This is a genomic window from Streptomyces sp. NPDC053673, assembly GCF_055585225.1.
Genome location: NZ_JBVJKN010000005.1, coordinates 104,609 through 124,810, shown reverse-complemented (window position 1 = coordinate 124,810; position 20,202 = coordinate 104,609). Strand labels below are relative to the sequence as shown.

Sequence of the window (20,202 nt, the reverse complement as noted above, 5' to 3'; positions counted from 1 at the left end):
TACACCGTACAAGGAGCCCGGAGATGACGGCGACGACCGCCGAGAGCACCTCCACCGCCCCCACCGGCGGCCACCCGCAGCGCTGGCTGATCCTCGGCGTCGTCTGCCTCGCCCAGCTCACCGTGCTGCTCGACAACACCGTCCTCAGCGTCGCGATCCCGTCCCTCACCACGGAGCTCGACGCCTCGACCGCCGACATCCAGTGGATGATCAACGCGTACTCACTGGTCCAGTCGGGCCTCCTGCTCACCGCCGGCAGCGCCGCCGACCGCTACGGCCGCAAGAAGATGCTCGCCGCGGGCCTCGCCCTCTTCGGTCTCGGCTCACTGTCGGCCGGACTCGCCCAGGACGCCGGGCAGCTGATCGCCGCCCGCGCGGGCATGGGCATCGGCGGCGCGCTCCTGATGACCACGACCCTCGCCGTGGTCATGCAGATCTTCGACGAGAAGGAGCGGGTGAAGGCGATCGCGCTCTGGGCCACCGTGGGTTCGCTCGGCTTCGCCGCGGGACCGCTGATCGGCGGCGTCATCCTGAACCACTTCTGGTGGGGCATGATCTTCCTGATCAACCTGCCGGTCGCGCTGGCCGGTCTGATCGCCGTCGTGAAGCTCGTCCCCGAGTCCAAGGCTGTGTCGGTCCGGGGGACAACCCCCGGACCCCCGGTCCAGGGCGACCGGCCCGACCTGGTCGGCGCGCTGCTCTCCACCATCGGTATGACAGCCGTGGTGTACGCGATCATCACCGGGCCGGAGCACGGCTGGCTCTCGGCCCAGGTGCTGGTCCCGGCCGTCATCGGTGTCCTCGTCCTCGGGGCGTTCGCGCTCTGGGAGCTGCGCGTCCCGTATCCGATGCTGGACATGCACTTCTTCCGCAACCAGCGCTTCGTCGGCGCGGTCGCGGGCGCTCTTCTCGTCGTCTTCGGCATGGGCGGCTCGATCTTCCTGCTCACCCAGCATCTGCAGTTCGTGCTCGGCTACGAGCCGCTGGAGGCCGGTCTGCGTATGGCGCCGTTCGCGCTCACCATCGTCGTGCTCAACCTCTCGGGCCTCGGCCCCAGGGTCGTGGTCAAGCTCGGCACGCCGCTCGCCGTTCTCGTCGGTATGGCGCTGGTCTCGGGCGGACTTGCCGCCATCGCCGTCCTCGGCGGCGGTACGGACGGCAGCTACGGGGGGATGCTGCTCGGCCTGGTCCTGATGGGCGCCGGTATCGCGGTCTCGCAGCCCGCGATGGCCACTGCGATCATGAGTGCCATTCCGACCGAGAAGGCGGGTGTGGGCGCGGGCGTCAACGGCACGCTGGCGGAGTTCGGCAACGGCCTCGGCGTCGCGGTGCTCGGAGCCGTGCTGAACTCCCGGTTCGCCTCGCTCGTCGCCGTCTCGGCGGCCTCGCTCCCCGCTGCGCTCGCCGCGGCCAAGAGCCCCGTGGAGAAGGCGCGCATCGCCGATGCCTTCGCAGCCAGCCTGCAGACGAGCCAGCTCGTCGGCGCGGCGGCGGTGCTGGCGGGCGGAGTGCTGGCCGCGGTGCTGCTGCGGCGGGCCGAGCGGGCAGACTCCGTGCAGGTGGCGGCATAGCATCTGAACTGGGTGGACCGCCCGGCGGGAACGAGGAGGGTACGCCATGGTGTCGGCAGCCGACCGTACGAAGCGCCGGGCGGTGACGAGCGTATGGCTGGAAGGCAGGGCCCCCCGGGGCCGCAAGGCCGACCAGCCGTCCGGGCTCGACCGGGACAAGATCACCGCGGTGACGGTACGGATGCTGGACGCGGAAGGGCTGGCGAAGTTCTCGATGCGGCGGCTCGCCGCGGAGATCGGCGTGACCGCGATGTCGGTCTACTGGTACGTCGACACCAAGGACGAGCTGCTGGAACTGGCCCTCGACTCCGTCTACGACGGGATGCGGCTGCCCGACCCGGCGCAGGAGGGTGCGGACTGGCGCGACCAGCTCCGCGAACTCGCGGCCGCGTACCGCCGGTTGCTCGTCGCCCACCCCTGGGTCTCCGCGCTCATCGGTACGTACCTGAACATCGGCCCCCACTCGCTGGCCTTCGCGCGCACCGTGCAGGGGGTCATCGGCAACACGGGACTCCCGCTGAACTGGCAGGCGGCCGGCATGGCCTCGGTCTTCCAGTTCGTCTACGGAATCGGCACGGTCGAGGGCCACTTCAAGAAGCGCTGCGTCGACGCCGGGATGTCGCTGGACGAGTTCTGGGCGGAGGCCATGGGCGCGACCCGGAGCATGCCCGAGCTCGCGGAGATGCTCCAGGACGCGGAGAAGATCATCGAGGCGCGGGGCGGGGACACGGTCGAGGAGATGCTCGACCGGGACTTCGACAACGCGCTGGAGCTGGTGATCGCGGGCATCGAGACGATGGTGGCCCGGGGGTAGGGGTCGTCTGCGGCGGGCCCACGCGGCGGAGCCGCACATCGGACACTGCCTCCGACCCGCCCCTCCCGGACTGGGGGCAAGCTCACGGCCTAGGTCGTGACCGGAGTCCGGTCGGCCCGGGTGTCCGTCCCCGAAACGCCGGACGGGCTCGAACGAGCCCCGCCGGCAGGGACGGGGCGAGGCCGGGCGGGGAGAGGTCAGGCCCTGAGCTCAGCCTCGCGAGGACAAGTCAGGTTCTTGAGCTCAGCCTCGCGGGGAAGCCGCCCTTCGCCACCGGCCCCCACCGCACCGGAGTGATCCGGATGATCGACTTACCCTGCTTGATCATCGCCTCGCGGTACTCGTCCCAGTCCGGGTGCTCGCCCCCGACGTTGCGAAAGTACTCCACGAGGGGTTCCACCGAATCCGGCGCGTCGATCACCTCCGCCGTGCCGTCGATCTGGACCCACGGTCCGTCCCAGTCGTCGCTCAGCACGATGACGCTCACCCGCTCGTCCCGCTTCGCGTTCCGGGTCTTCGCGCGCTCGGGGTAGGTCGAGATGACGATACGGCCCGAGCCGTCGACGCCGCAGGTCAGCGGGGAGCCCTGCGGGGAGTCGTCGGTGCGGCGGGTGAGGAGGATCGCGCGGTGGCGAGGCCGTACGAACTCCAGCAACTGGTCCAGGTCCACCGGGGTGGTGCTCGCGATGTTGGGTGCCATGCCCGCACCCTAAGGGCTGTCCCGCAATACCCGGCGGACCAGCGCGCGGCGTCAGATGCATGGGGTCTCCCCAGGCCCGGAGGGCCGAGGGGACGCATCGCAAGGCGGTGGGGGTACCCCCGGCCGGAGGTTGGGGGAGGTCGTCCCAATACTGGATGTATCGTGACGATTCGACAACGCAGCGAGGTGCCGTAGCTGTCGTCGTGCGCCCGGTGGGTATTGCGGGACAGCCCTTAGACGAGCAAGTCCTGTCTCCCGCCTGCCCCGCGCCGCCGGCACGCACTCCCCCGTAGCCCTTCGGGCACGGGAGGTGCCCCCACGCTGCGTTGTCGGGATCGTCCAAGTGCGCCCGGCACGAGGGCGACCTCCCCCAACCTCCGGCCGGGGGTACCCCCACCGCCTTGCATCTGCACGCACCGGACGCCGCGAAGCCCGCCCTCCGGGCGGACGGCGGGAGACAGGACTTGCTCGTCTAGGGCAGGGCCGCGCCCTGGACCGCCTGACACTCCTCGATCGCTTGAATGGCGAGTTCCACCTTCAGCGTCGTCCCGATCGCCGAGATGCCCGCCTGAACGACCTGGTTGTAGTTCATCGCGAAGTCGTCCCGGCGTAGTTCGGCCGTGGCGTGGAAGGCCGCTCGCACGCCGCCCCAGGGGTCGGGGCCCGTGCCGAGGTACGACAGCGTCAGCTCCACCTCGCGCTCGACCCCGTGCAGGGACAGCAGGCCGTGCACCGTCCAGCGGTCCGGTCCGGCCGGCGTCAGCCCGTGGCTGCGGTAGGTGATCTGCGGGAAGCGCTCCACGTCGAGGAAGTCCGGCGACTTGAGGTGCTTGTCCCGCAGGCCGTTGCCGGTGTCGATGGACGCCGCGCCGATCACGGCGTCCACCCGGGAGCGCGCCACGTCCTCCGCGATCTCGATCCGGCCGCCGAACTCGGTGAACCGGCCGTGCACGCTGGAGATTCCCAGGTGCTGGGCGACCGTGCCCACCGACGAGTGCGCGGGATCCACCGACCAGACGCCGGGCGGCGGCAGTTCGGCCCCGCCCTGCCGGGCCAGCACGACCGTGCCGAACTCCGCCCGTCCGCTCGCCGTGACCAGTGCGGTGGAGGCGGACGGGGCGTAGCCGACCGCCGTGACGATCACCGTGCAGGGACCGGCCGGCAAGGGGACGTCGGTCCTCACCGTGCCGTCCGCGTCCGCCTCGGCCCGCAGCACCTGCGCGCCGGTCGTGTCCGTCACCGTCACCACCGCGTGCTGGACCGCCCAGCCGTCCCGGATCCGTACCTGTGCCTGCAGTCCCATCCCGTTTCGTCTCCTTGCCGATGAGTCGCCGGGGCGGCAGGCCGTCCCCTGCCTGCCGCCCCGGCCCCGGGCCGCGCCTCCGCTCGAAACGCCGCCCGGGGGTCGAATTGCCCGGACAGGACCTAGGGGTGGGCGAGTTCGATGTCGTGGCCGTCGATTCCGTGTCCGGCCACCGTGAGCGCGCCCGCCACCGGCGGGTAGCCGGTCGCGATGACCGTGTACTCGCCCGCGTCCAGGTCGGCGAAGGCGTATGCGCCGTCCTCGCCGGTCGTCGCGTTGGCCACGACGTTCCCCGCGGCGTCGATCAGCGTCACCCGGGCGTCGTGCAGCGGCCGCCGGCCGGCGCCGGCCCGTACCGTGCCCTGGAGCAGCGCCCCGGCCCGCAGGGCCGCCTCGACACGGGTCACGCCCCGGCCGCCGATCTCCACGGGGAGCGCCAGCGGGCGGAACCCGGTGGCGTTCACCGCGACGGTCACCGAGCCCGGCACCAGCTCGCCGAAGGCGAAGCCGCCGTCCGCACCGGACTTCCCGGTGGCCAGCACCTCGCCGCGCACATCGGTGACGATCACCATCGCGCCGTCGACCGGGGCGCCGCCGTCGGCCGCGACCACCGCACCCGCCAGCCCGCTCGTACCGGCGAGGAGGATGTCGTGCGCCATCGGCTCGTCACCGACGACGACCGTGGACGCCTGCGGCTGGAAACCGTCGGCGGCGGCGATCAGGACGTACGAACCGGCGCCCGGGGCGTCCAGCGCGTACGAGCCGTCCGCCTGCGCCACCGAGCGGCCCAGCTGCCGCCCGGCGAGCGAGATCAGGGTGACGGCGGCCCGTCCGACGGGCGCGCCCTCGGACCCGCGGACCACACCGCGTACGGCGGTGCCGGTGGCGGCGGTGACCGCGGCGGCGGGATCGGTTCCGACGGGGTGATCCTGAGCCGCCTCGGTCTCCTCGGCCGCGGTCCCGGACCCGGAGGCCGCGTCCGGAGCCGGCGCCGCGGCGCTCTTCAGCGCCACCTCCTTGATGAACAGCGTGACCAGGAACGCCAGCAGCGCGAACGGCGCCGAGTACAGGAACACATCGGCGACGCCGTGCCCGTACGCGCTCTCGATGACCGTACGGATCGGGGCGGGCAGGGTGTCCAGGTCGGGGATGCCCCCGCCGGCCGTACCGCCGTGGCCCATCGCCGCGGCCTTCGGACCGAGCTCGGCGAACCCGTCCTCGACGTAGTGGGTGACCCGGTTGGCGAGCACCGCGCCCAGCGCCGAGACGCCGATCGCGCCGCCCAGCGACCGGAAGAAGGTCACGACGGACGAGGCCGAGCCGAGGTCCTGCGGGGCGACCTGGTTCTGGGTGGCCAGCACCAGGTTCTGCATCATCATGCCGAGGCCGAGACCCATGACGGCCATGAAGACCGCGATGCGCCAGTACTCGGTGTCGTAGCGGATCATGCCCAGCAGCCCGAGGCCACCGGTCACCAGCACACCGCCGCTGACCAGCCACGCCTTCCACTTGCCGGTCTTGGTGATGATCATGCCGCTGACCGTCGAGGAGACGAACAGACCGGCGATCATCGGGATGGTCATGACGCCGGACATCGTCGGCGACTCGCCCCGCGCCAGCTGGAAGTACTGGCTGAAGAAGACCGTGCCGGCGAACATCGCGACACCGACGAAGAGCGAGGCGAGCGAGGCCAGGGTGATGGTGCGGCTGCGGAACAGCCGCAGCGGGATGATCGGTTCGCTCGCCTTCGACTCGACGATCAGGAAGACCGCGCCGAGGAGGACCGCGCCGCCGACCATGGCGTAGGTCTGCCAGGACAGCCAGTCGTACTTGTCACCCGCGAAGGTCACCCAGATGAGCAGCAGCGAGACCGCGGCGCTGATGAAGAAGGCACCTGCCCAGTCGACCTTGACCTGGCGCTTCACGACCGGGAGCTTCAGGGTCTTCTGGAGCACGATGAGCGCGATGAGCGCGAAGGGCACGCCGACGTAGAAGCACCAGCGCCAGCCCAGCCAGTCGGTGTCGGTGATGACACCGCCGAGCAGCGGACCGCCGACCGTTGCTACGGCGAACGTCGCACCGAGGTAGCCGCTGTAGCGGCCGCGCTCCCGCGGCGCGATCATCGCGGCCATGATGACCTGGGCGAGGGCGGTGAGACCGCCGACGCCGATGCCCTGGACGACGCGGCAGGCGATGAGCATGCCGGTGTTCTGCGCGAGGCCGGCCACGACCGAGCCCGCGACATAGATGATCAGGGCTATCTGGACCAGCAGCTTCTTGCTGAAGAGGTCGGCGAGCTTGCCCCACAGCGGGGTGGTCGCGGTCATCGACAGCAGGGCGGCCGTGACCACCCAGGTGTAGGCGGACTGGCCGCCGCCGAGATCGGTGATGATCTCCGGCAGGGCGTTGGAGACGATCGTCGAGGACAGGATGGCGACGAACATGCCGAGCAGCAGCCCGGACAGCGCCTCCATGATCTGCCGGTGGGTCATCGGCGTGCCACCGTCGGAGGCAGTGGTTCCCCCATGCTTGGCGTGGCCGCCCCGCACACCGGTCGGTGTGGTCGTAGCCATGAACTTCCTTGTCTGTTACGGGTGCGTACGGGCGGTCCGGCAGTCTCCGACGGAGTCGCGGAGGCGGGCCAGCAGCGCGTTCAGCTGTCCGACGTCTTCGTCGGACCAGTCCTTGAGGTAGTGGGCGAACAGATCGGTGGTGCGCCGGCCGAGGTCGGCGAGTTGCTCCTCGCCCGCGGGGGTGAGCCGCAGGATGCGCGAGCGCCGGTCGTCCGGGTCGGGTGACCGTTCGATCCAGCCGCGCTCGGCGACGTGCGCCACATGCCGACTGGTGACGGACATGTCGACGGCGAGAAGCTCGGCGAGCCGGCTCATCCGCATCTCCCCGAACCGGCCGAGGAGCGAGAGCACGGCGGCGGAGCCGGACGGGCACTCGGCGGGGAGCAGGCGTGCGACGCCCCGTTTGACCGCGCCCATCGCGCTGATCTGCCGGGCCAGCTCCTCGTACTGACTCCGCGCGGCCATGGACACCCCCATCTTGTTGCTTAGGGCAACCATAGAAGAGGTTGGTTGCTGCAGGCAAACGAAAATGAGCCACACCGGGTAAAGGAACGCAAAAGGCTTTGCATGTGCGAGGTCATGGTGCGGACGTGTTGGGTGCATCTCGCGATGGCGACGGGCCGGGGGTTGGGCGGGTCACCCGGGTTCGCTAGGGTCCTGCTCCATGGCACACAACCCCCAAGCCCCCCAGGGTCCCGAGGGCAACTACGACCCGGCGGGCAGCACCCAGATGTTCCGCGCCTTCGTCGACGAGGGTGGCCCGCAGCGCGGCGGCCGCGGCGCGGCACAGTCCGCGTCGGCAGGGCCGCGGGTCGGGCTGATCGTCGGCGTCGTCGCCGTGATCGCGATCCTCGGCGCGGTCGCCTGGCTCGCGCTGGGCTAGTACCGGTCCGCCTGCCGGCCGGCACTGGTCCCCCGGCGCTGGCTAGTGCCCCTCCCGGCAAGCTTTGCCCTGTCGCGTCCAAACATTGCCGGTCGCGGCACTAGGACTGGTACGAGGCGCGCACGTCCTGGGTGTCGATGTGCATGCCCAGGGGGACGCGCCAGGACTCCACGCACACCCTGTACGTCGTCGTCCGTGTCGCCCCGGCGGTGATGGGCGCGGGCAGCGGCTGAGCGGACTCGATCGTCGCCCAGTCGATGCCGAGCGCGCCGATGATGTGCGTGGCGAAGGTGACGGTGCCCGACCGCACGGGCATGCCACCGCTGTTGTGGAAGTCCACGGTGACGTTCTCGCACCACCGCTTGTCCGCGGGTGCCCGACGCGGCTCCCCGACCACCAGCACGGCGGGGCCGGGCGGCGGTGACGGGGGCGGGGTGGCGCCGGGTGATGTCGGCGGGGTGCCGACACCGGTGCCGGGCTGCGGCCCGGGGGTCGATGTCCCGGGTGCCCCGGGAGCCTCCGGGGTCGCCGGTGTGTTCGGCGCGTCCGTGTCCGTGCCGGTGTTCGTGCCCCGACCCGTATGCGTATCCGGGCCGGCCTCCGGCGCTGTGCCGGTAGGGCTGCGCGGCTGCCCGGCCGCCCGCGAAGGCGCCGCGCTGTCGAGCGGCACGAACTCGACCTTCCCGGAGGGCGGCACGACTCCCGCCGGCCCTTTCTCGGCCCCGGCGCCCGCGGCCCCGGCGCCCGCGGCCCCGACGGCCGCATACCCGTCGCCCTGCTCCCCTTCCGCGCATGCGGCGAGCGCCCCGCCGAGGCACAACGCACCCGCGAGCAGTCCGAACCCGATCCGCTTGCGTCCCATCGCGTCAGTTTGTCTGACGCCTCGTCAATTAGGAACCCGTCAGCAGCCGAAGACACCCCTGGGCACTGCGCGCCGCGTCGCAGCCGGGCGACCGGGGCCAGGTGTGGGGGCGCAGCCCCGAGGCCGGGCCGATGGGCGGCCGTTCCCCGTAAGCCCGGGCAGTGCGGCGCGCCGCTGCCGTGTGCGGGGCGTGGGGCAGTGCCTCGCCGCGCCGTCCGGTGGGGGTGTGTGGGCGTCGGCCCCCACACATTCACATCAGTCCGCGATGAGGCCCTCGCGCAGCTGCGCCAGCGTCCGCGTCAGCAGGCGCGACACGTGCATCTGGGAGATGCCGACCTCCTCGCCGATCTGCGACTGCGTCATGTTCGCGAAGAAGCGCAGCATGATGATCTGGCGTTCGCGCGGCGGGAGTTTGGCCAGCAGCGGCTTCAGGGACTCGCGGTACTCGACGCCTTCCAGGGCGCTGTCCTCGTAGCCGAGCCGGTCCGCGAGGGATCCCTCGCCGCCGTCGTCCTCCGGGGAGGGCGAGTCCAGCGAGGACGCGGTGTACGCGTTGCCGACGGCGAGGCCGTCGACCACGTCCTCCTCCGACACGCCCAGCACCGCCGCGAGTTCGGGAACCGTCGGCGAGCGGTCGAGCTTCTGGGCGAGCTCGTCGCTCGCCTTCGTCAGCGCGAGCCGCAGCTCCTGCAGTCGGCGCGGCACCCGCACCGACCAGCTCGTGTCACGGAAGAAGCGCTTGATCTCGCCGACGACGGTCGGCATCGCGAACGTCGGGAACTCCACGCCCCGTTCGCAGTCGAACCGGTCGATCGCCTTGATCAGGCCGATCGTGCCGACCTGGACGATGTCCTCCATCGGCTCGTTGCGGCTGCGGAAGCGGGCCGCCGCGTACCGCACCAGCGGCAGGTTGAGCTCGATGAGCGTGTCGCGTACGTACGTACGCTCCGGGCTGTCCTGGTCCAGAGCGGCCAGCCGCAGGAAGAGCGAGCGCGAGAGCGTGCGGGTGTCGATTGCTCCCGGCGCTTCGACGGCCACCGAGGTCTCCATGGCTGCCGGGGTGTCCATGGGTTCGGGCGCCGGAAGCGCTTCGGGCGAGGGAGCGCTCTGCGTGAGCGTGAGCACCTTCGAGCTGCCCTGTTCTGCGGACATGCCACCCCCTGGAGGTCGCGGACGGTCGCGGCGGCCGCGACCATCGGAGGAACGCAGCCTCCACCTGAATACCGGAGGCGGGGCCGCGGCAAACGCGGTTCCCGCAGAATGTCACATGTCGGCAACACGCTGTAGTGACAAGTCGACAACACAGCGTCAGATCGACGCAGGAAAAGGGGGGTCTGCCGCTTTTGTGTGGCTCGAAATGGGCTGAAAGGGGTCTACCCGTTTTGGTTACGCCTCGATCCTGTTTGCGGATCTCAATCGTGCGAAGCTGCGGGCGAGGAGCCTTGACACATGCATCTGCGAAACTCCCAGCTCCGCGCTGATCTGTGACTGCGTCAGATTGCTGTAGTAGCGCAGCAGAAGGATCCGCTGCTCGCGTTCGGGCAGTTGTACGAGGAGATGGCGTACGAGATCGCGGTGTTCGACTCCGGCGAGCGCCGGGTCCTCGTAGCCGAGTCGGTCGAGCAGGCCCGGCAGCCCGTCGCCCTCCTGTGCCGCCTCCAGTGAGGTCGCGTGGTACGACCGCCCCGCCTCGATGCAGGCGAGCACCTCCTCCTCGGAGATCTTGAGCCGCTCGGCGATCTCGGCGGTCGTCGGGGTCCGCCCGTGAGTCGTCGTCAGGTCCTCGGTCGCGCCGTTGACCTGCACCCACAGCTCATGCAGCCGGCGCGGCACGTGCACGGTCCGTACGTTGTCCCGGAAGTACCGCTTGATCTCGCCGACCACCGTCGGCATGGCGAACGTCGGAAACTGCACCCCGCGCTCCGGGTCGAACCGGTCGATCGCGTTGATCAGGCCGATCGTGCCGACCTGGACCACGTCCTCCATCGGCTCGTTGCGGCTGCGGAAGCGGGCCGCCGCGTACCGCACCAGTGGCAGATTGGCCTCGATGAGCGCGGCGCGCACCCGCGTGTGCTCGGCGCTGCCCGGCTCCAGGTCCTTGAGCTCGGCGAACAGTACCTGGGTCAGCGCCCTGGTGTCCGCGCCCCGGCTCTGGGGCTTGGTCCGGCCTTCGCTCTCGTTCTGGGGCGGCACTTGAGGCGCAGTACTGGCCGGCACGGTCTCGCCACCCCTTCGCGGTCGAACGGCAGTCGAACAGCGGGCAATGAACAGCGGTCAAAGACGGTCAACTCATCCATCAAAAGCGGTCATAGCATCACAAGACATGTCCACTGTGTGCAAGCACCGGATAACGCCGTGTTGAGGGCAAGTTGGGGCACAAGTAACAAAAGGCTCCTCACCTTTGCGGTGAGGAGCCTGGAGGCCGGGGAGCCGGGGAGCTCAGAACTCGTAGTCGGCGATCACCCACGTGGCGAACTCGCGCCACTGTCCGGCGGCCGCCTGGTGGGCCGGGTGCTCGATGTAGCGCGTGAGGGCGTCCTTGTCCGCGACGGCCGAGTTGATCGCGAAGTCGTACGCGACCGGCCGGTCCGTGATGTTCCAGGCGCACTCCCAGAACTCCAGCTCCGGGATCTGTCCGCCGAGCTCCGCGAAGGCCTTCGCACCGGCGACGACACGGGGCTCGTCGCGCTCGACACCCTCGTTGAGCTTGAAGAGGACCAGATGGCGGATCACGGGGGCACTCCTAGTTGATGAGCTCGGTCATGAACTCGCCGACGCCCTGCGCGGCGCTCGATATGCCCTCGAACCCTACCTGGACCAGGTCCGCCGCCCTGGCCGGGGAGGTGATGATCGTGTACAGCACGAAGACGACGACCACGTACAGAGCAATCTTCTTCGTTTGCACCATCGGTCCTGCCTCCCCTGCGGCCCTGTGAGTCGCGTGAGTCTAACTGAGCGTTTCAAGGGTGAAAGGCCCGGCGACCGGGGCCCTTCGCCCGGCCGTACAAGCCTGCCCCACCACATGCCGAAGGGCCCCGGTGCTCAGCACCGGGGCCCTTCCAGAAGCGGTAGCGGAGGGATTTGAACCCTCGGTGACTTGCGCCACACTCGCTTTCGAGGCGAGCTCCTTCGGCCGCTCGGACACGCTACCGGGAGAGAGCTTAGCCCAAGGTGGGCCGTGCTCTGAAATCGGTATCGATCAGCGGTCCGGGAAGCCTTGCCCGGCGCCCTCCCGGGGGCCGTCCCCGGGGCCGTCCCGGGACTCCCGGAAGAACGCCGTCAGCTGCTCCGCGCACGCCTCTTCCAGCACCCCGTGGATCACTTCCGGGCGATGGTTGAGCCGCCGGTCCCGCACGACGTCCCACAGCGAGCCGGCCGCGCCCGCCTTCTCGTCCCGTGCGCCGTAGACCACCCGGTCCACCCGGGACAGCACCAGCGCGCCCGCGCACATCGTGCACGGCTCCAGGGTCACGACGAGCGTGCAGCCGGTCAGCCGCCATGTCCCGCGCTTCGTCGCGGCCCTGCGGAGCGCGAGCACCTCCGCGTGCCCGGTCGGGTCGCCGGTCAGCTCGCGCTCGTTGTGACCGGTGGCCAGGACCGTGCCGTCCTCGGCCAGCACGACGGCGCCGACCGGGACGTCCCCGGTCAGCGGCGCACGTGCGGCCTCGTCGAGCGCGAGCCGCATGGGCGCCTCCCAGGGCGCCCGTACCGGGTCCGTCACTATCGGACGGCCTCCAGGATCTCGGAGGCGCCGAGCGTGTCGGCGATCTCGGTCAGCGCGTCCGTGCTGAGTGAGCACAGCTGCTTCGCGGACATGCCGAGGTCCGCGAGGAGGTCGGATTCCCCGAGCGGCCCGGAAGGGACCGCGTCGGACTCCTCCGCCGTGTCCTCCTCGGCCTCCGGCTCGCCGTCCTCCGTGCCGTCGAGGTCGAGCGAGTCCAGCTCGTCGTCCTCATCCCCGTCCTTGCCGAGCAGCTCGTCCGTGAGCATGGCTCCGTACGAGGAGCGGGCTGCCGAGGCGGCGTCCGAGACGAAGACCCGAGGGTCGTCCTCGCCGTCCACCCGGACGACGCCGAACCATGTGTCCTCCTGCTCGATGAAGGCGAGCACCGTGTCCTCGTTCACCGAGGCCTCGCGGGCCAAGTCGGTCAGATCCGACAGGGTCTCCACATCGTCGAGCTCTGTGTCGCTCGCTTCCCACCCGTCTTCGGTGCGCGCGAGCAGTGCGGCGAAGTACACCGTGACTCTCCCACTGATCAGAGTTGTGACGACCGGCGGTGCGCTGCTCGTGCCCCGCCCACTCGGAATCGTGGCAGAAACAACGGCTTCGCGAGAGGTCTTCCGACGTTGCGTCGTGTCCGCGTTCAGTGAGAGGGCTCACCGAGAGCGCTGCGCGGGCACGCCGAGACTCACCAGCGGAAGGTGCGCATACGCATCGCCTGGCGCATCCGGGCCGCGCGGGCGCGGCGAGGCTGGACGCGGTCGCGCAGCGCCTTGGCCTCGTGGAGTTCGCGGAGGAACTGGGCGCGCCGCCGCCTTCGCTCGGCGTCGCTCTCCTGCTCCGATTCCTGCTCTGTTTCCTGCTTCGGCCGCTGTTCCTGCTGCTGCTCGTGGTTCTGCTGTTCCCGGTCCCGCAACGGCCACACCACCTCAGCGCTGGAAGGGTATGTCCCACCTTCCCTCCGGACCCTGTCCCGACGCCAGCCCCGGCTACTGTTGAGTCCATGCGGATCCACGTCGTCGACCACCCCCTGGTGGCGCACAAGCTCACCACCCTGCGCGATCAGCGCACCGATTCCCCCACCTTCCGGCGGCTGGCCGACGAGCTGGTGACCCTGCTCGCGTACGAGGCCACGCGCGATGTGCGCACCGAGCAGATCGACATCCAGACCCCGGTGTCGCGGACCACGGGCGTCAAGCTCTCCCGGCCGCGGCCGCTGGTGGTGCCGATCCTGCGGGCCGGTCTCGGCATGCTCGACGGCATGGTGCGGCTGCTGCCGACCGCCGAGGTGGGCTTCCTCGGGATGATCCGCAACGAGGAGACGCTGGAGGCGTCCACGTACGCGACGCGCATGCCGGAGGACCTCTCCGGCCGCCAGGTGTACGTGCTCGACCCGATGCTGGCCACCGGCGGCACGCTCGTCGCGGCGATCCAGGAGCTGATCAAGCGCGGCGCCGACGATGTGACCGCGGTCGTGCTGCTGGCGGCGCCCGAGGGCGTCGAGGTGATGGAGCGCGAGCTGGCGGGCACGCCGGTCACGGTCGTCACGGCCTCGGTCGACGAGCGGCTCAACGAGCACGGCTACATCGTCCCGGGCCTGGGTGACGCGGGCGACCGCATGTACGGCGCGGCGGAATAACCCCTGCGGAGTAGCCCCGGCGGAGTAGCCGGGCACCCGCTCAGGGGGTGTCCGGCTCGCACACCGGCGCGGCCGGCTTGGACAGGGCGGCCATCGCCTGGTCCGCGACCGGCTTGGTGTTCAGCGTCTTGAAGGCGGTGCCCAGGATCAGGTCGACGTCCGTGGTCGCGCGGGCGTCGGCCCTGAGCTCGGCGCGCGGCAGCTGCGTGCCGAGCACGCGGAACGATCCCGCGTACGCGGCCGGCGGGCCCAGCAGCAGCGCGGTGCCCGGGACCTTCTTGTCGTACGCCGCCGGGGCATTGCCCACCTTGCCGATGGCGAAGCCGCGTTTGCGCAGCTCGTCGGCGGTGGCCTTGGCGAGTCCGCCGCGCGGGGTGGCGTTGTAGACGTTCACCGTGATCTGGCCGGGCTTCGGCGGCGCGGGGGCGGCGGAGGCGCGGGCCGCGGGCTTGCAGGCCGCGGCGCGGCTCTTGGCCGTGGTCTTCTGGCCGCTGTCCGTGAAGACGTCGATGAGCTGCAGCGTTCCCCAGCCGGCGAGGCCGATGAGGGCCACGGCGGCGGTTGCTGCGAGCACGATCCTGCGGCGGCGACGAGGGCGGCGCATGCGTGGATAGGCGTTGCCCGTAATGCGGTATTTTCCGCCCATGCCTGGGGGAGTGAGCATGCTCATGGGCGCAGCGTAATGCGGTCCCGTGAGCATGCCTACTAAACGATCACCCGACTGCGGCCGTATGGATCGGAAACTGGGCCGTACGGGTCGTACAACTGCCCGGGTAGGGGGCCGAACGGGGCCGCCCGGGTGCAGGCCCGGCGGTCGGTCCGGCTGCGGTTCAGCCGTTCGGCTGTCAGTCCATCTCCAGCACGCGGGCGTGCAGCACCTGCCGCTGCTGGAGTGCCGCGCGCACGGCGCGGTGCAGCCCGTCCTCGAGATACAGATCGCCACGCCACTTCACGACGTGCGCGAAGAGATCGCCGTAGAAGGTGGAGTCCTCGGCGAGCAGGGTCTCGAGATCCAGCTGGCCCTTGGTGGTCACGAGCTGATCGAGGCGGACCGGGCGCGGCGCTACATCCGCCCACTGCCGGGTGCTTTCCCGGCCGTGGTCGGGATACGGCCGCCCGTTGCCGATGCGCTTGAAGATCACACGGAAAGCCTACCTGGCAAGAGGCTCTCGGCGCAGCCACGCGGCGCGGGTGCGATGCCGATCAAAACCCCTCAAAAGCCTCGCAAACCCGGAAGTAGGGGCTGTGTCATGACCGATCCCGAGCCGTCGTCGCCCGCGCACCCCGCCCGACGCGGGGACGCTTCCCGACGAGGCGGGGAAAGAGGCGGGGAAAGTCGCCGTCGGCTACGCCATCTCGGGGCCGGCCCTAGGGCGTGTAAGCGTGTGCCCGCGCACCGGTCCGAGGGCACTGCCCTCGGACCCCCGCGCCTCGATCGCCGGCCGGTACTCCGAAGGAGCCCGTCCGGCGACCGAGGGCGGACACACGGGCCGAGTGGACGGTACCGGGCATGCTTCGAAGCGCCCGGTACCGTCCGGGGGTCCGGGGCGGAGCCCCGTTACTCCGTTACTCCGTCACCTCGTGGTCGTGGCCGTCGTGCAGGCCTCCGCCGCTGCCCGCGCCGCCGTCCGTCGGGACGGTGACGACCGGCTTGCGCAGCGAGCTCAGGTCCAGGGCGTACGTGCCGACCGCGTTGGCGATGACGTCGATGTTGACGTCGAACGCCGTCATGTTGATGTTCTTGATGTCGTCGCACTTGGCGTGGTAGCACGCGTCGTACGCGACCCCGGCCGTGCCGCCGAACTTCTCCGCCTGCGCGGCGGTCTTGATGCCCTCCGCGCCGGTGAAGGTGCCGCCGGACGGGATGCCGACCTCGATGAACGGGCCGTAGTCGGAGCGACCGGTGAAGTCCGTGCCCTCGTGCGGCTTGCCCTGCTTGTCCATGAACTCGTTGATGTCGCGCTCGAGCTGCGCGGAGCCCGCCGGGCCCGCCGGCGCGCCGACACCGTCCGAGTTGTCGCCGTCGTACACGAACAGGCCGTAGTTCGGCGAGGCGATCATGTCGAAGTTGAGGTAGAGCTTGATCTCCTTCTTGCCCAGCTCGCTGAGGTTCGCGACGTAGTGCTCGGAGCCGAGCAGGCCGTTCTCCTCCGCGCCCCACCAGGCGAAGCGCACCTTGTTGGTGGGCCGCTTGTGGGACTCGGCGAGCTCCAGGGCGACTTCGAGCAGACCGGCGGAGCCGGAGCCGTTGTCGTTGATGCCGGGGCCGGCCACCACGGAGTCCAGGTGGGAGCCGAGCATCACCGTGTTGGCGGCGTTGCCGTGCTTGGTCTCCGCGATGACGTTGCGGGTGGTCCGCTTCTCCTGGAGCTGGCGGATCTCGAAGTTGATGCTCACCGGGCCCTTGGCGAGGTCCGCGGCGAGCTTCTCGCCCTCGGCGAGCGTGATGCCGCCGGTCGGGATCTTGCCGGCCTCCGGGCCGCCGAGCGTGCCGGACAGCGCGCCCGTGGTGTTGTTGTAGATCACCGCGCCGATCGCGCCCGCGGCCGCCGCGTTCTCCTGCTTGGCGGCGAACGTGCAGCCGCCGCGCTTGATCAGCGCGACCTTGCCGGTGAAGGTGCCGGCGGCGAAGTCCGTGGGCTCGCAGCCGTTGGTGCCGTCGGCGTCGACGGGCGCGGCGACCAGGTCCGCCTTCACACCGCCGACGGGCGTCGACTTGGTGTAGGTCATCGCGGATATCGCGACATCGCGCGGCGCGGGCGAGACCACCGACAGCTTCTCGGCCTGGGTCTCGGTGTACATGAACTCGAAGTCCTGGTACGAGACGTCGTACCCGGCCTTCTTCAGCTGCTGGTAGACGTACGCCGCGGACGCGTCGTGGCCCAGCGTTCCGGCGGCACGGTTGCCGCCGGTGCTCTCGGCTATCTGCTGGAACTTCTGCAGGTGCTTGAAGGCGTCCTTGGCGGACGACTCGCGGACCAGCTTCTTGGAGAGCTTGGCTGCTTCCTTGGCCGCTTCCTTGGCAGGGTCGTGCCGGTGTGCGGTGGCGGGGGAGGCGGATGCCAGCAGGAGCGGGGTCGCGAGTGCGGCTGCGGCCAGGGTGGCCATGGCTCTGCGATGGGTCGCGGTCACAGAGGTCCTTCCCTGTATGAATGAGGTTGAGGGGAAGTTAGCGATCTCTGAGTGTTCTGTGAACAGTTGTGCCGCAACTCACGTGATGTTTAGCAGTATTGACATCAACTAGTACTTCTTCGGGCGTACTTGTGTGTCATTTGGCCGCCTTCGCCGCGCGCTTCATCTCCTGCTTGTGCGCACGCACCTTGGCCAGCGACTCGGGACCCGTGATGTCCGCCGCCGAACGGTACGAACCCGCCTCGCCGTACGCCCCCGCCGCCTCCCGCCAGCCCGCGGGCGTGACGCCGAACTGCTTGCCCAGCAGCGCCAGGAAGATCTGGGACTTCTGCTTGCCGAAGCCGGGCAGTGCATTGAGCCGGGCGAGGAGCTCCTTGCCCGACGAGGCGTCCTTCCACAGTGCGGTCGGATCGCCGTCGTACTCGTCCACCAGGTACTGGCACAGCTGCTGGATCCGCTTGGCCATGGAGCCCGGGTAGCGGTGCACCGCCGGCTTCTCGGACAGCAACGCGACGAAGGCATCCGGGTCCTGGGCCGCGATCTCGTGGGCGTCCAGGTCGTCGCCGCCGAGGCGCTGGGCGATCGTGTACGGGCCCGAGAAGGCCCACTCCATCGGGACCTGCTGGTCGAGCAGCATGCCGACCAGGGCGGCCAGCGGGCTGCGCCCGAGTAGTTCGTCGGCTTCGGGCTGCTGGGCGAGATGAATCGTGGGGCTCATGCCCCCGATGATCCCTCCGGTGCGGTCGCCATGCACGTCCCGTCCGACAGCCGGTCCGTCAGCCGGGCTTGCGGGCCTCGATCAGGAAGCGGGTCGTGTGCGCCACGAACGGGCCCTCCGTCCCGATCCGGTCGTGGAGCTCGCGGAGCCGGCCCCGGTACTGCGCCACGGTGAAGCCCGGGACCATCCAGACCACCTTCCGCAGGAAGTAGATCACCGCGCCGATGTCGAAGAACTCGGTACGCAGCGACTCCGAGCGCAGGTCGATGATCTCCAGCCCCGCGGCCTCGGCGGCCGCCTCGGCGTCCTCCGGACGGCGGGCACGCCGTACCTCCTCCGGCTGGGGCCCGAGGAAGTACTCGACCAGCTCGAAGACGCTGGCGGGACCGACCTGCTGGGAGAAGTAGGTGCCGCCCGGACGGAGTACGCGGGCGATCTCGTCCCACCAGACGGTCACCGGATGCCGGCTGACGACCAGGTCGAAGGCCGCGTCGCCGAACGGGAGCGGCGGCTCGTCCGGGTCCACGACGACGGCGGCCCCCAGCGGGTGGAGCAGCCTGGTGGCCTTCTCGACGTTCGGCGGCCAGGCCTCGGTGGCGACCATCAGCGGCGGCAGCTTCGGGGCTCCGGCGAGGACCTCGCCGCCGCCGGTCTGGATGTCCAGGGCGGCGGCGGCGCGGGCAAGCCGTTCGCTCATCAGCCGTTGGTAGCCCCAGGACGGGCGCTGCTCGGTGGCACGCCCGTCCAGCCAGGAGAAGTCCCAGCCGGCCACGGACACGGACTCGGCCTCGGCCACCAGGTGGTCAAACGTGCGGGTCATGCTCCGATCGTCCCGTCCGGACCATCGGGCCGCCAGTCCGTCGCGTCCCGGCCGCTCCTACTGGGCCAGGGCTATTCCCGCGCAGCCGAAGGACCCGTCCAGTCGGCCGCCACATGGCCGAGCCGTACCCGCTGCGGGTGGTCCCCGACCGGCACGGACGCCACCTTCCGGCCGGTCGCGAAGTCGATGGCGGTGACCGAGTCGGCGCCGCTCTCGGAGATGACGCAGGACTTGCCGTCCCCACTCACGGTCGCCCAGTACGGCTTCGAGGCAGTGACGAGCGGCCCTTCCTGGAGCGTCGACCGGTCGACGACCGTCGCGTAGTCGTCCATCGTCCCGGCGATGCAGATCTTGTCGCCCTTCGGGCTCATCGACATGCCGTGGTGGCGTGAGTCGTTGACCCAGGTCGTGCGGTCCTCGCTGGTGTCCGGGTTCTTCGGGAGGGTCTTCTGGCGGGTGATCCGGTCGGCGGCGACGTCGTACTCGAGGAAGCCGTTGAAGAACGACACCTGGAAGTAGAGCTTCGATTCGTCGGGCGTGAAGGCCACCGGCCGTACCGCGTCGGACAGGTCCTTGCGGCCGAAGGCATCCAGCCGCTCCCGCATGTCGATGACCTTCACGGTCCGGTAGGTGTGCGCGTCGACGACGGTGATCTTGCGATCCCCCTTCGTCCAGTCGAAGAGGGGGTCGTCGAGGGCGGTGTTGACCTCGCCGATCGCGCTGTTCCAGATGTACTTGCCGTCGGCCGTGAAGACGTTCTCGTGCGGCTTGTCGCCGGTCTTGAACGAGCCGGTCTGGCGGCCGGTGTCGATGTCGAGGACATGCACGGTGTTGGCCGTGGACGCGGATACGGCGACGCGCGTGCCGTCCGGGGAGACGGCCATGTGGTCGGAGCGGAAACCGGACACGGGGAAGCGCCAGTTGACCCGGCCGGTGGCCACGTCGATCGAGACGACGTCGGCGAAGCTCGGCCGGGACACGACGACGGCCGACCCGTCCGGGGTGGAGTACATGTCGTCCACGAACTGGTCGTGTCCCTCGCCGACGGACATCCGTATCCCGAGGAAGTAGGCGAGCTTCACCGGGTTGAGATAGATCTCCAGCAGCCGCTCGTCCTTGTCCGGGACGACGTTGATCCGCCCGACTTTCGTGAGGGAGCCGGACGATTCGAGTACATCGGCGGTGCCCTCCCAGTTGTTGCCGACGAACAGCACCTCACGGAGGCCGTCCGTGGGGGTGCTCGCGGGTGCCGGGGCCGCCGAGGCGACGGTGACCGCGAGAGCCGCGGCGATCGCGGCGAGGGCAGGGGAGAGTGCTGTCTTCACGGTGCGCTCCTGGAGGCGTGGGGCAGGAGGGAGACAGGAACTTACTGAGCGGTAAGGTACTGGCGGGTCAGATGAATGACCAGAGCTCGTACCGGACTTCCTCATGGCCCCATGGCTCGCGGTTCATGGCTTGCGGTTCAT

22 protein-coding genes and 1 tRNA gene are annotated in these 20,202 nt (G+C 70.2%); 4 read left to right on the top strand and 19 right to left on the bottom strand.

The window, feature by feature from the left end:
* The first annotated feature begins 23 nt into the window (after positions 1-23).
* A complete protein-coding gene (locus tag ACZ6ZQ_RS09995) occupies positions 24-1,571 on the top strand; it encodes an MFS transporter (protein WP_469768055.1) in 1,548 nt (515 codons plus the stop codon).
* A 46-nt stretch (positions 1,572-1,617) separates the two neighbouring features.
* A complete protein-coding gene (locus ACZ6ZQ_RS09990) occupies positions 1,618-2,385 on the top strand; it encodes a TetR/AcrR family transcriptional regulator (RefSeq protein ID WP_469768054.1) in 768 nt (255 codons plus the stop codon).
* 229 nt (positions 2,386-2,614) lie between these two features.
* On the opposite strand, the gene ACZ6ZQ_RS09985 is transcribed toward ACZ6ZQ_RS09990, so the two are convergent.
* From ACZ6ZQ_RS09985 to ACZ6ZQ_RS09970, 4 genes are all read right to left on the bottom strand, one after another.
* On the bottom strand, positions 2,615-3,085 hold the full coding sequence (locus ACZ6ZQ_RS09985) for a PPOX class F420-dependent oxidoreductase (protein ID WP_469768053.1): 471 nt from the start codon (positions 3,083-3,085) through the stop codon (positions 2,615-2,617).
* Positions 3,086-3,557: 472 nt separating this feature from the next.
* Positions 3,558-4,388 (bottom strand): YceI family protein, encoded by an 831-nt coding sequence (locus tag ACZ6ZQ_RS09980; protein ID WP_469768052.1) that lies wholly within the window; start codon positions 4,386-4,388, stop codon positions 3,558-3,560.
* Between the two features lie 122 nt (positions 4,389-4,510).
* Positions 4,511-6,880 carry an MFS transporter gene (locus tag ACZ6ZQ_RS09975; protein ID WP_469768265.1) on the bottom strand — a complete coding sequence of 790 codons (2,370 nt, stop codon included), beginning with the start codon at positions 6,878-6,880 and terminating at the stop codon, positions 4,511-4,513.
* A gap of 96 nt (positions 6,881-6,976) precedes the next feature.
* Positions 6,977-7,426, bottom strand: a complete 450-nt coding sequence (locus ACZ6ZQ_RS09970) for a MarR family winged helix-turn-helix transcriptional regulator (RefSeq protein ID WP_469768051.1) — start codon at positions 7,424-7,426, stop codon at positions 6,977-6,979.
* A gap of 199 nt (positions 7,427-7,625) precedes the next feature.
* Here ACZ6ZQ_RS09970 and ACZ6ZQ_RS09965 point away from each other — a divergent pair, with 199 nt between their 5' ends.
* On the top strand, positions 7,626-7,844 hold the full coding sequence (locus ACZ6ZQ_RS09965; RefSeq protein WP_469768050.1) for a hypothetical protein: 219 nt from the start codon (positions 7,626-7,628) through the stop codon (positions 7,842-7,844).
* Positions 7,845-7,944: 100 nt separating this feature from the next.
* On the opposite strand, the gene ACZ6ZQ_RS09960 is transcribed toward ACZ6ZQ_RS09965, so the two are convergent.
* From ACZ6ZQ_RS09960 to ACZ6ZQ_RS09920, 9 genes are all read right to left on the bottom strand, one after another.
* A complete protein-coding gene (locus tag ACZ6ZQ_RS09960) occupies positions 7,945-8,706 on the bottom strand; it encodes a hypothetical protein (RefSeq protein ID WP_469768049.1) in 762 nt (253 codons plus the stop codon).
* A gap of 255 nt (positions 8,707-8,961) precedes the next feature.
* Positions 8,962-9,858: an RNA polymerase sigma factor SigF gene (locus ACZ6ZQ_RS09955; RefSeq protein ID WP_469768048.1), complete on the bottom strand. Its 897-nt coding sequence runs from the start codon at positions 9,856-9,858 to the stop codon at positions 8,962-8,964.
* A gap of 234 nt (positions 9,859-10,092) precedes the next feature.
* Positions 10,093-10,923 carry an RNA polymerase sigma factor SigF gene (locus ACZ6ZQ_RS09950; RefSeq protein ID WP_469768047.1) on the bottom strand — a complete coding sequence of 277 codons (831 nt, stop codon included), beginning with the start codon at positions 10,921-10,923 and terminating at the stop codon, positions 10,093-10,095.
* Positions 10,924-11,145: 222 nt separating this feature from the next.
* On the bottom strand, positions 11,146-11,439 hold the full coding sequence (locus tag ACZ6ZQ_RS09945; protein WP_469768046.1) for a Dabb family protein: 294 nt from the start codon (positions 11,437-11,439) through the stop codon (positions 11,146-11,148).
* Positions 11,440-11,449: 10 nt separating this feature from the next.
* Complete coding sequence (locus tag ACZ6ZQ_RS09940) at positions 11,450-11,614, bottom strand: hypothetical protein (RefSeq protein ID WP_266379977.1); 165 nt, start codon at positions 11,612-11,614, stop codon at positions 11,450-11,452.
* A gap of 158 nt (positions 11,615-11,772) precedes the next feature.
* Positions 11,773-11,857 (bottom strand) — tRNA-Ser (locus ACZ6ZQ_RS09935).
* Positions 11,858-11,905: 48 nt separating this feature from the next.
* Complete coding sequence (gene tadA / locus ACZ6ZQ_RS09930) at positions 11,906-12,391, bottom strand: tRNA adenosine(34) deaminase TadA (RefSeq protein ID WP_469768264.1); 486 nt, start codon at positions 12,389-12,391, stop codon at positions 11,906-11,908.
* Between the two features lie 35 nt (positions 12,392-12,426).
* Positions 12,427-12,945: a tRNA adenosine deaminase-associated protein gene (locus ACZ6ZQ_RS09925; protein ID WP_469768045.1), complete on the bottom strand. Its 519-nt coding sequence runs from the start codon at positions 12,943-12,945 to the stop codon at positions 12,427-12,429.
* A 170-nt stretch (positions 12,946-13,115) separates the two neighbouring features.
* A complete protein-coding gene (locus ACZ6ZQ_RS09920; RefSeq protein WP_469768044.1) occupies positions 13,116-13,343 on the bottom strand; it encodes a hypothetical protein in 228 nt (75 codons plus the stop codon).
* An 87-nt stretch (positions 13,344-13,430) separates the two neighbouring features.
* Here ACZ6ZQ_RS09920 and upp point away from each other — a divergent pair, with 87 nt between their 5' ends.
* Positions 13,431-14,066, top strand: a complete 636-nt coding sequence (gene upp / locus ACZ6ZQ_RS09915) for a uracil phosphoribosyltransferase (protein WP_453668561.1) — start codon at positions 13,431-13,433, stop codon at positions 14,064-14,066.
* A gap of 40 nt (positions 14,067-14,106) precedes the next feature.
* Here the strand turns inward: upp and ACZ6ZQ_RS09910 are convergent, their stop codons facing one another.
* The 6 genes from ACZ6ZQ_RS09910 to ACZ6ZQ_RS09885 form a co-directional block, all read right to left on the bottom strand.
* Positions 14,107-14,736 carry a LytR C-terminal domain-containing protein gene (locus tag ACZ6ZQ_RS09910; RefSeq protein ID WP_469768043.1) on the bottom strand — a complete coding sequence of 210 codons (630 nt, stop codon included), beginning with the start codon at positions 14,734-14,736 and terminating at the stop codon, positions 14,107-14,109.
* A gap of 175 nt (positions 14,737-14,911) precedes the next feature.
* On the bottom strand, positions 14,912-15,208 hold the full coding sequence (locus ACZ6ZQ_RS09905; RefSeq protein WP_009067182.1) for a type II toxin-antitoxin system VapB family antitoxin: 297 nt from the start codon (positions 15,206-15,208) through the stop codon (positions 14,912-14,914).
* Positions 15,209-15,632: 424 nt separating this feature from the next.
* A complete protein-coding gene (locus tag ACZ6ZQ_RS09900) occupies positions 15,633-17,174 on the bottom strand; it encodes a M28 family metallopeptidase (protein WP_469768263.1) in 1,542 nt (513 codons plus the stop codon).
* Positions 17,175-17,334: 160 nt separating this feature from the next.
* Complete coding sequence (locus ACZ6ZQ_RS09895) at positions 17,335-17,916, bottom strand: HhH-GPD-type base excision DNA repair protein (protein WP_469768042.1); 582 nt, start codon at positions 17,914-17,916, stop codon at positions 17,335-17,337.
* Positions 17,917-17,974: 58 nt separating this feature from the next.
* Positions 17,975-18,736 (bottom strand): class I SAM-dependent methyltransferase, encoded by a 762-nt coding sequence (locus ACZ6ZQ_RS09890; protein WP_469768041.1) that lies wholly within the window; start codon positions 18,734-18,736, stop codon positions 17,975-17,977.
* Between the two features lie 71 nt (positions 18,737-18,807).
* The gene (locus ACZ6ZQ_RS09885) at positions 18,808-20,061 is read right to left on the bottom strand and encodes a YncE family protein (RefSeq protein WP_469768040.1); all 1,254 of its coding nucleotides are present in this window, start codon (positions 20,059-20,061) and stop codon (positions 18,808-18,810) included.
* Between the last annotated feature and the right edge of the window lie 141 nt (positions 20,062-20,202).

Coding starts and splice junctions, on each gene's coding strand:
- ACZ6ZQ_RS09975 (WP_469768265.1), bottom strand. CDS start 6,880: ATGACCCACCGGCAGATCATGGAGGCGCTGTCCGGGCTGCTGCTCGGC.
- ACZ6ZQ_RS09895 (WP_469768042.1), bottom strand. CDS start 17,916: ATGAGCCCCACGATTCATCTCGCCCAGCAGCCCGAAGCCGACGAACTA.
- ACZ6ZQ_RS09985 (WP_469768053.1), bottom strand. CDS start 3,085: ATGGCACCCAACATCGCGAGCACCACCCCGGTGGACCTGGACCAGTTG.
- upp (WP_453668561.1), top strand. CDS start 13,431: ATGCGGATCCACGTCGTCGACCACCCCCTGGTGGCGCACAAGCTCACC.
- ACZ6ZQ_RS09965 (WP_469768050.1), top strand. CDS start 7,626: ATGGCACACAACCCCCAAGCCCCCCAGGGTCCCGAGGGCAACTACGAC.
- ACZ6ZQ_RS09990 (WP_469768054.1), top strand. CDS start 1,618: ATGGTGTCGGCAGCCGACCGTACGAAGCGCCGGGCGGTGACGAGCGTA.
- ACZ6ZQ_RS09955 (WP_469768048.1), bottom strand. CDS start 9,858: ATGTCCGCAGAACAGGGCAGCTCGAAGGTGCTCACGCTCACGCAGAGC.
- ACZ6ZQ_RS09900 (WP_469768263.1), bottom strand. CDS start 17,174: ATGGCCACCCTGGCCGCAGCCGCACTCGCGACCCCGCTCCTGCTGGCA.
- ACZ6ZQ_RS09995 (WP_469768055.1), top strand. CDS start 24: ATGACGGCGACGACCGCCGAGAGCACCTCCACCGCCCCCACCGGCGGC.
- ACZ6ZQ_RS09910 (WP_469768043.1), bottom strand. CDS start 14,736: ATGAGCATGCTCACTCCCCCAGGCATGGGCGGAAAATACCGCATTACG.
- tadA (WP_469768264.1), bottom strand. CDS start 12,391: ATGCGGCTCGCGCTCGACGAGGCCGCACGTGCGCCGCTGACCGGGGAC.
- ACZ6ZQ_RS09890 (WP_469768041.1), bottom strand. CDS start 18,736: ATGACCCGCACGTTTGACCACCTGGTGGCCGAGGCCGAGTCCGTGTCC.
- ACZ6ZQ_RS09940 (WP_266379977.1), bottom strand. CDS start 11,614: ATGGTGCAAACGAAGAAGATTGCTCTGTACGTGGTCGTCGTCTTCGTG.
- ACZ6ZQ_RS09970 (WP_469768051.1), bottom strand. CDS start 7,426: ATGGCCGCGCGGAGTCAGTACGAGGAGCTGGCCCGGCAGATCAGCGCG.
- ACZ6ZQ_RS09960 (WP_469768049.1), bottom strand. CDS start 8,706: ATGGGACGCAAGCGGATCGGGTTCGGACTGCTCGCGGGTGCGTTGTGC.
- ACZ6ZQ_RS09980 (WP_469768052.1), bottom strand. CDS start 4,388: ATGGGACTGCAGGCACAGGTACGGATCCGGGACGGCTGGGCGGTCCAG.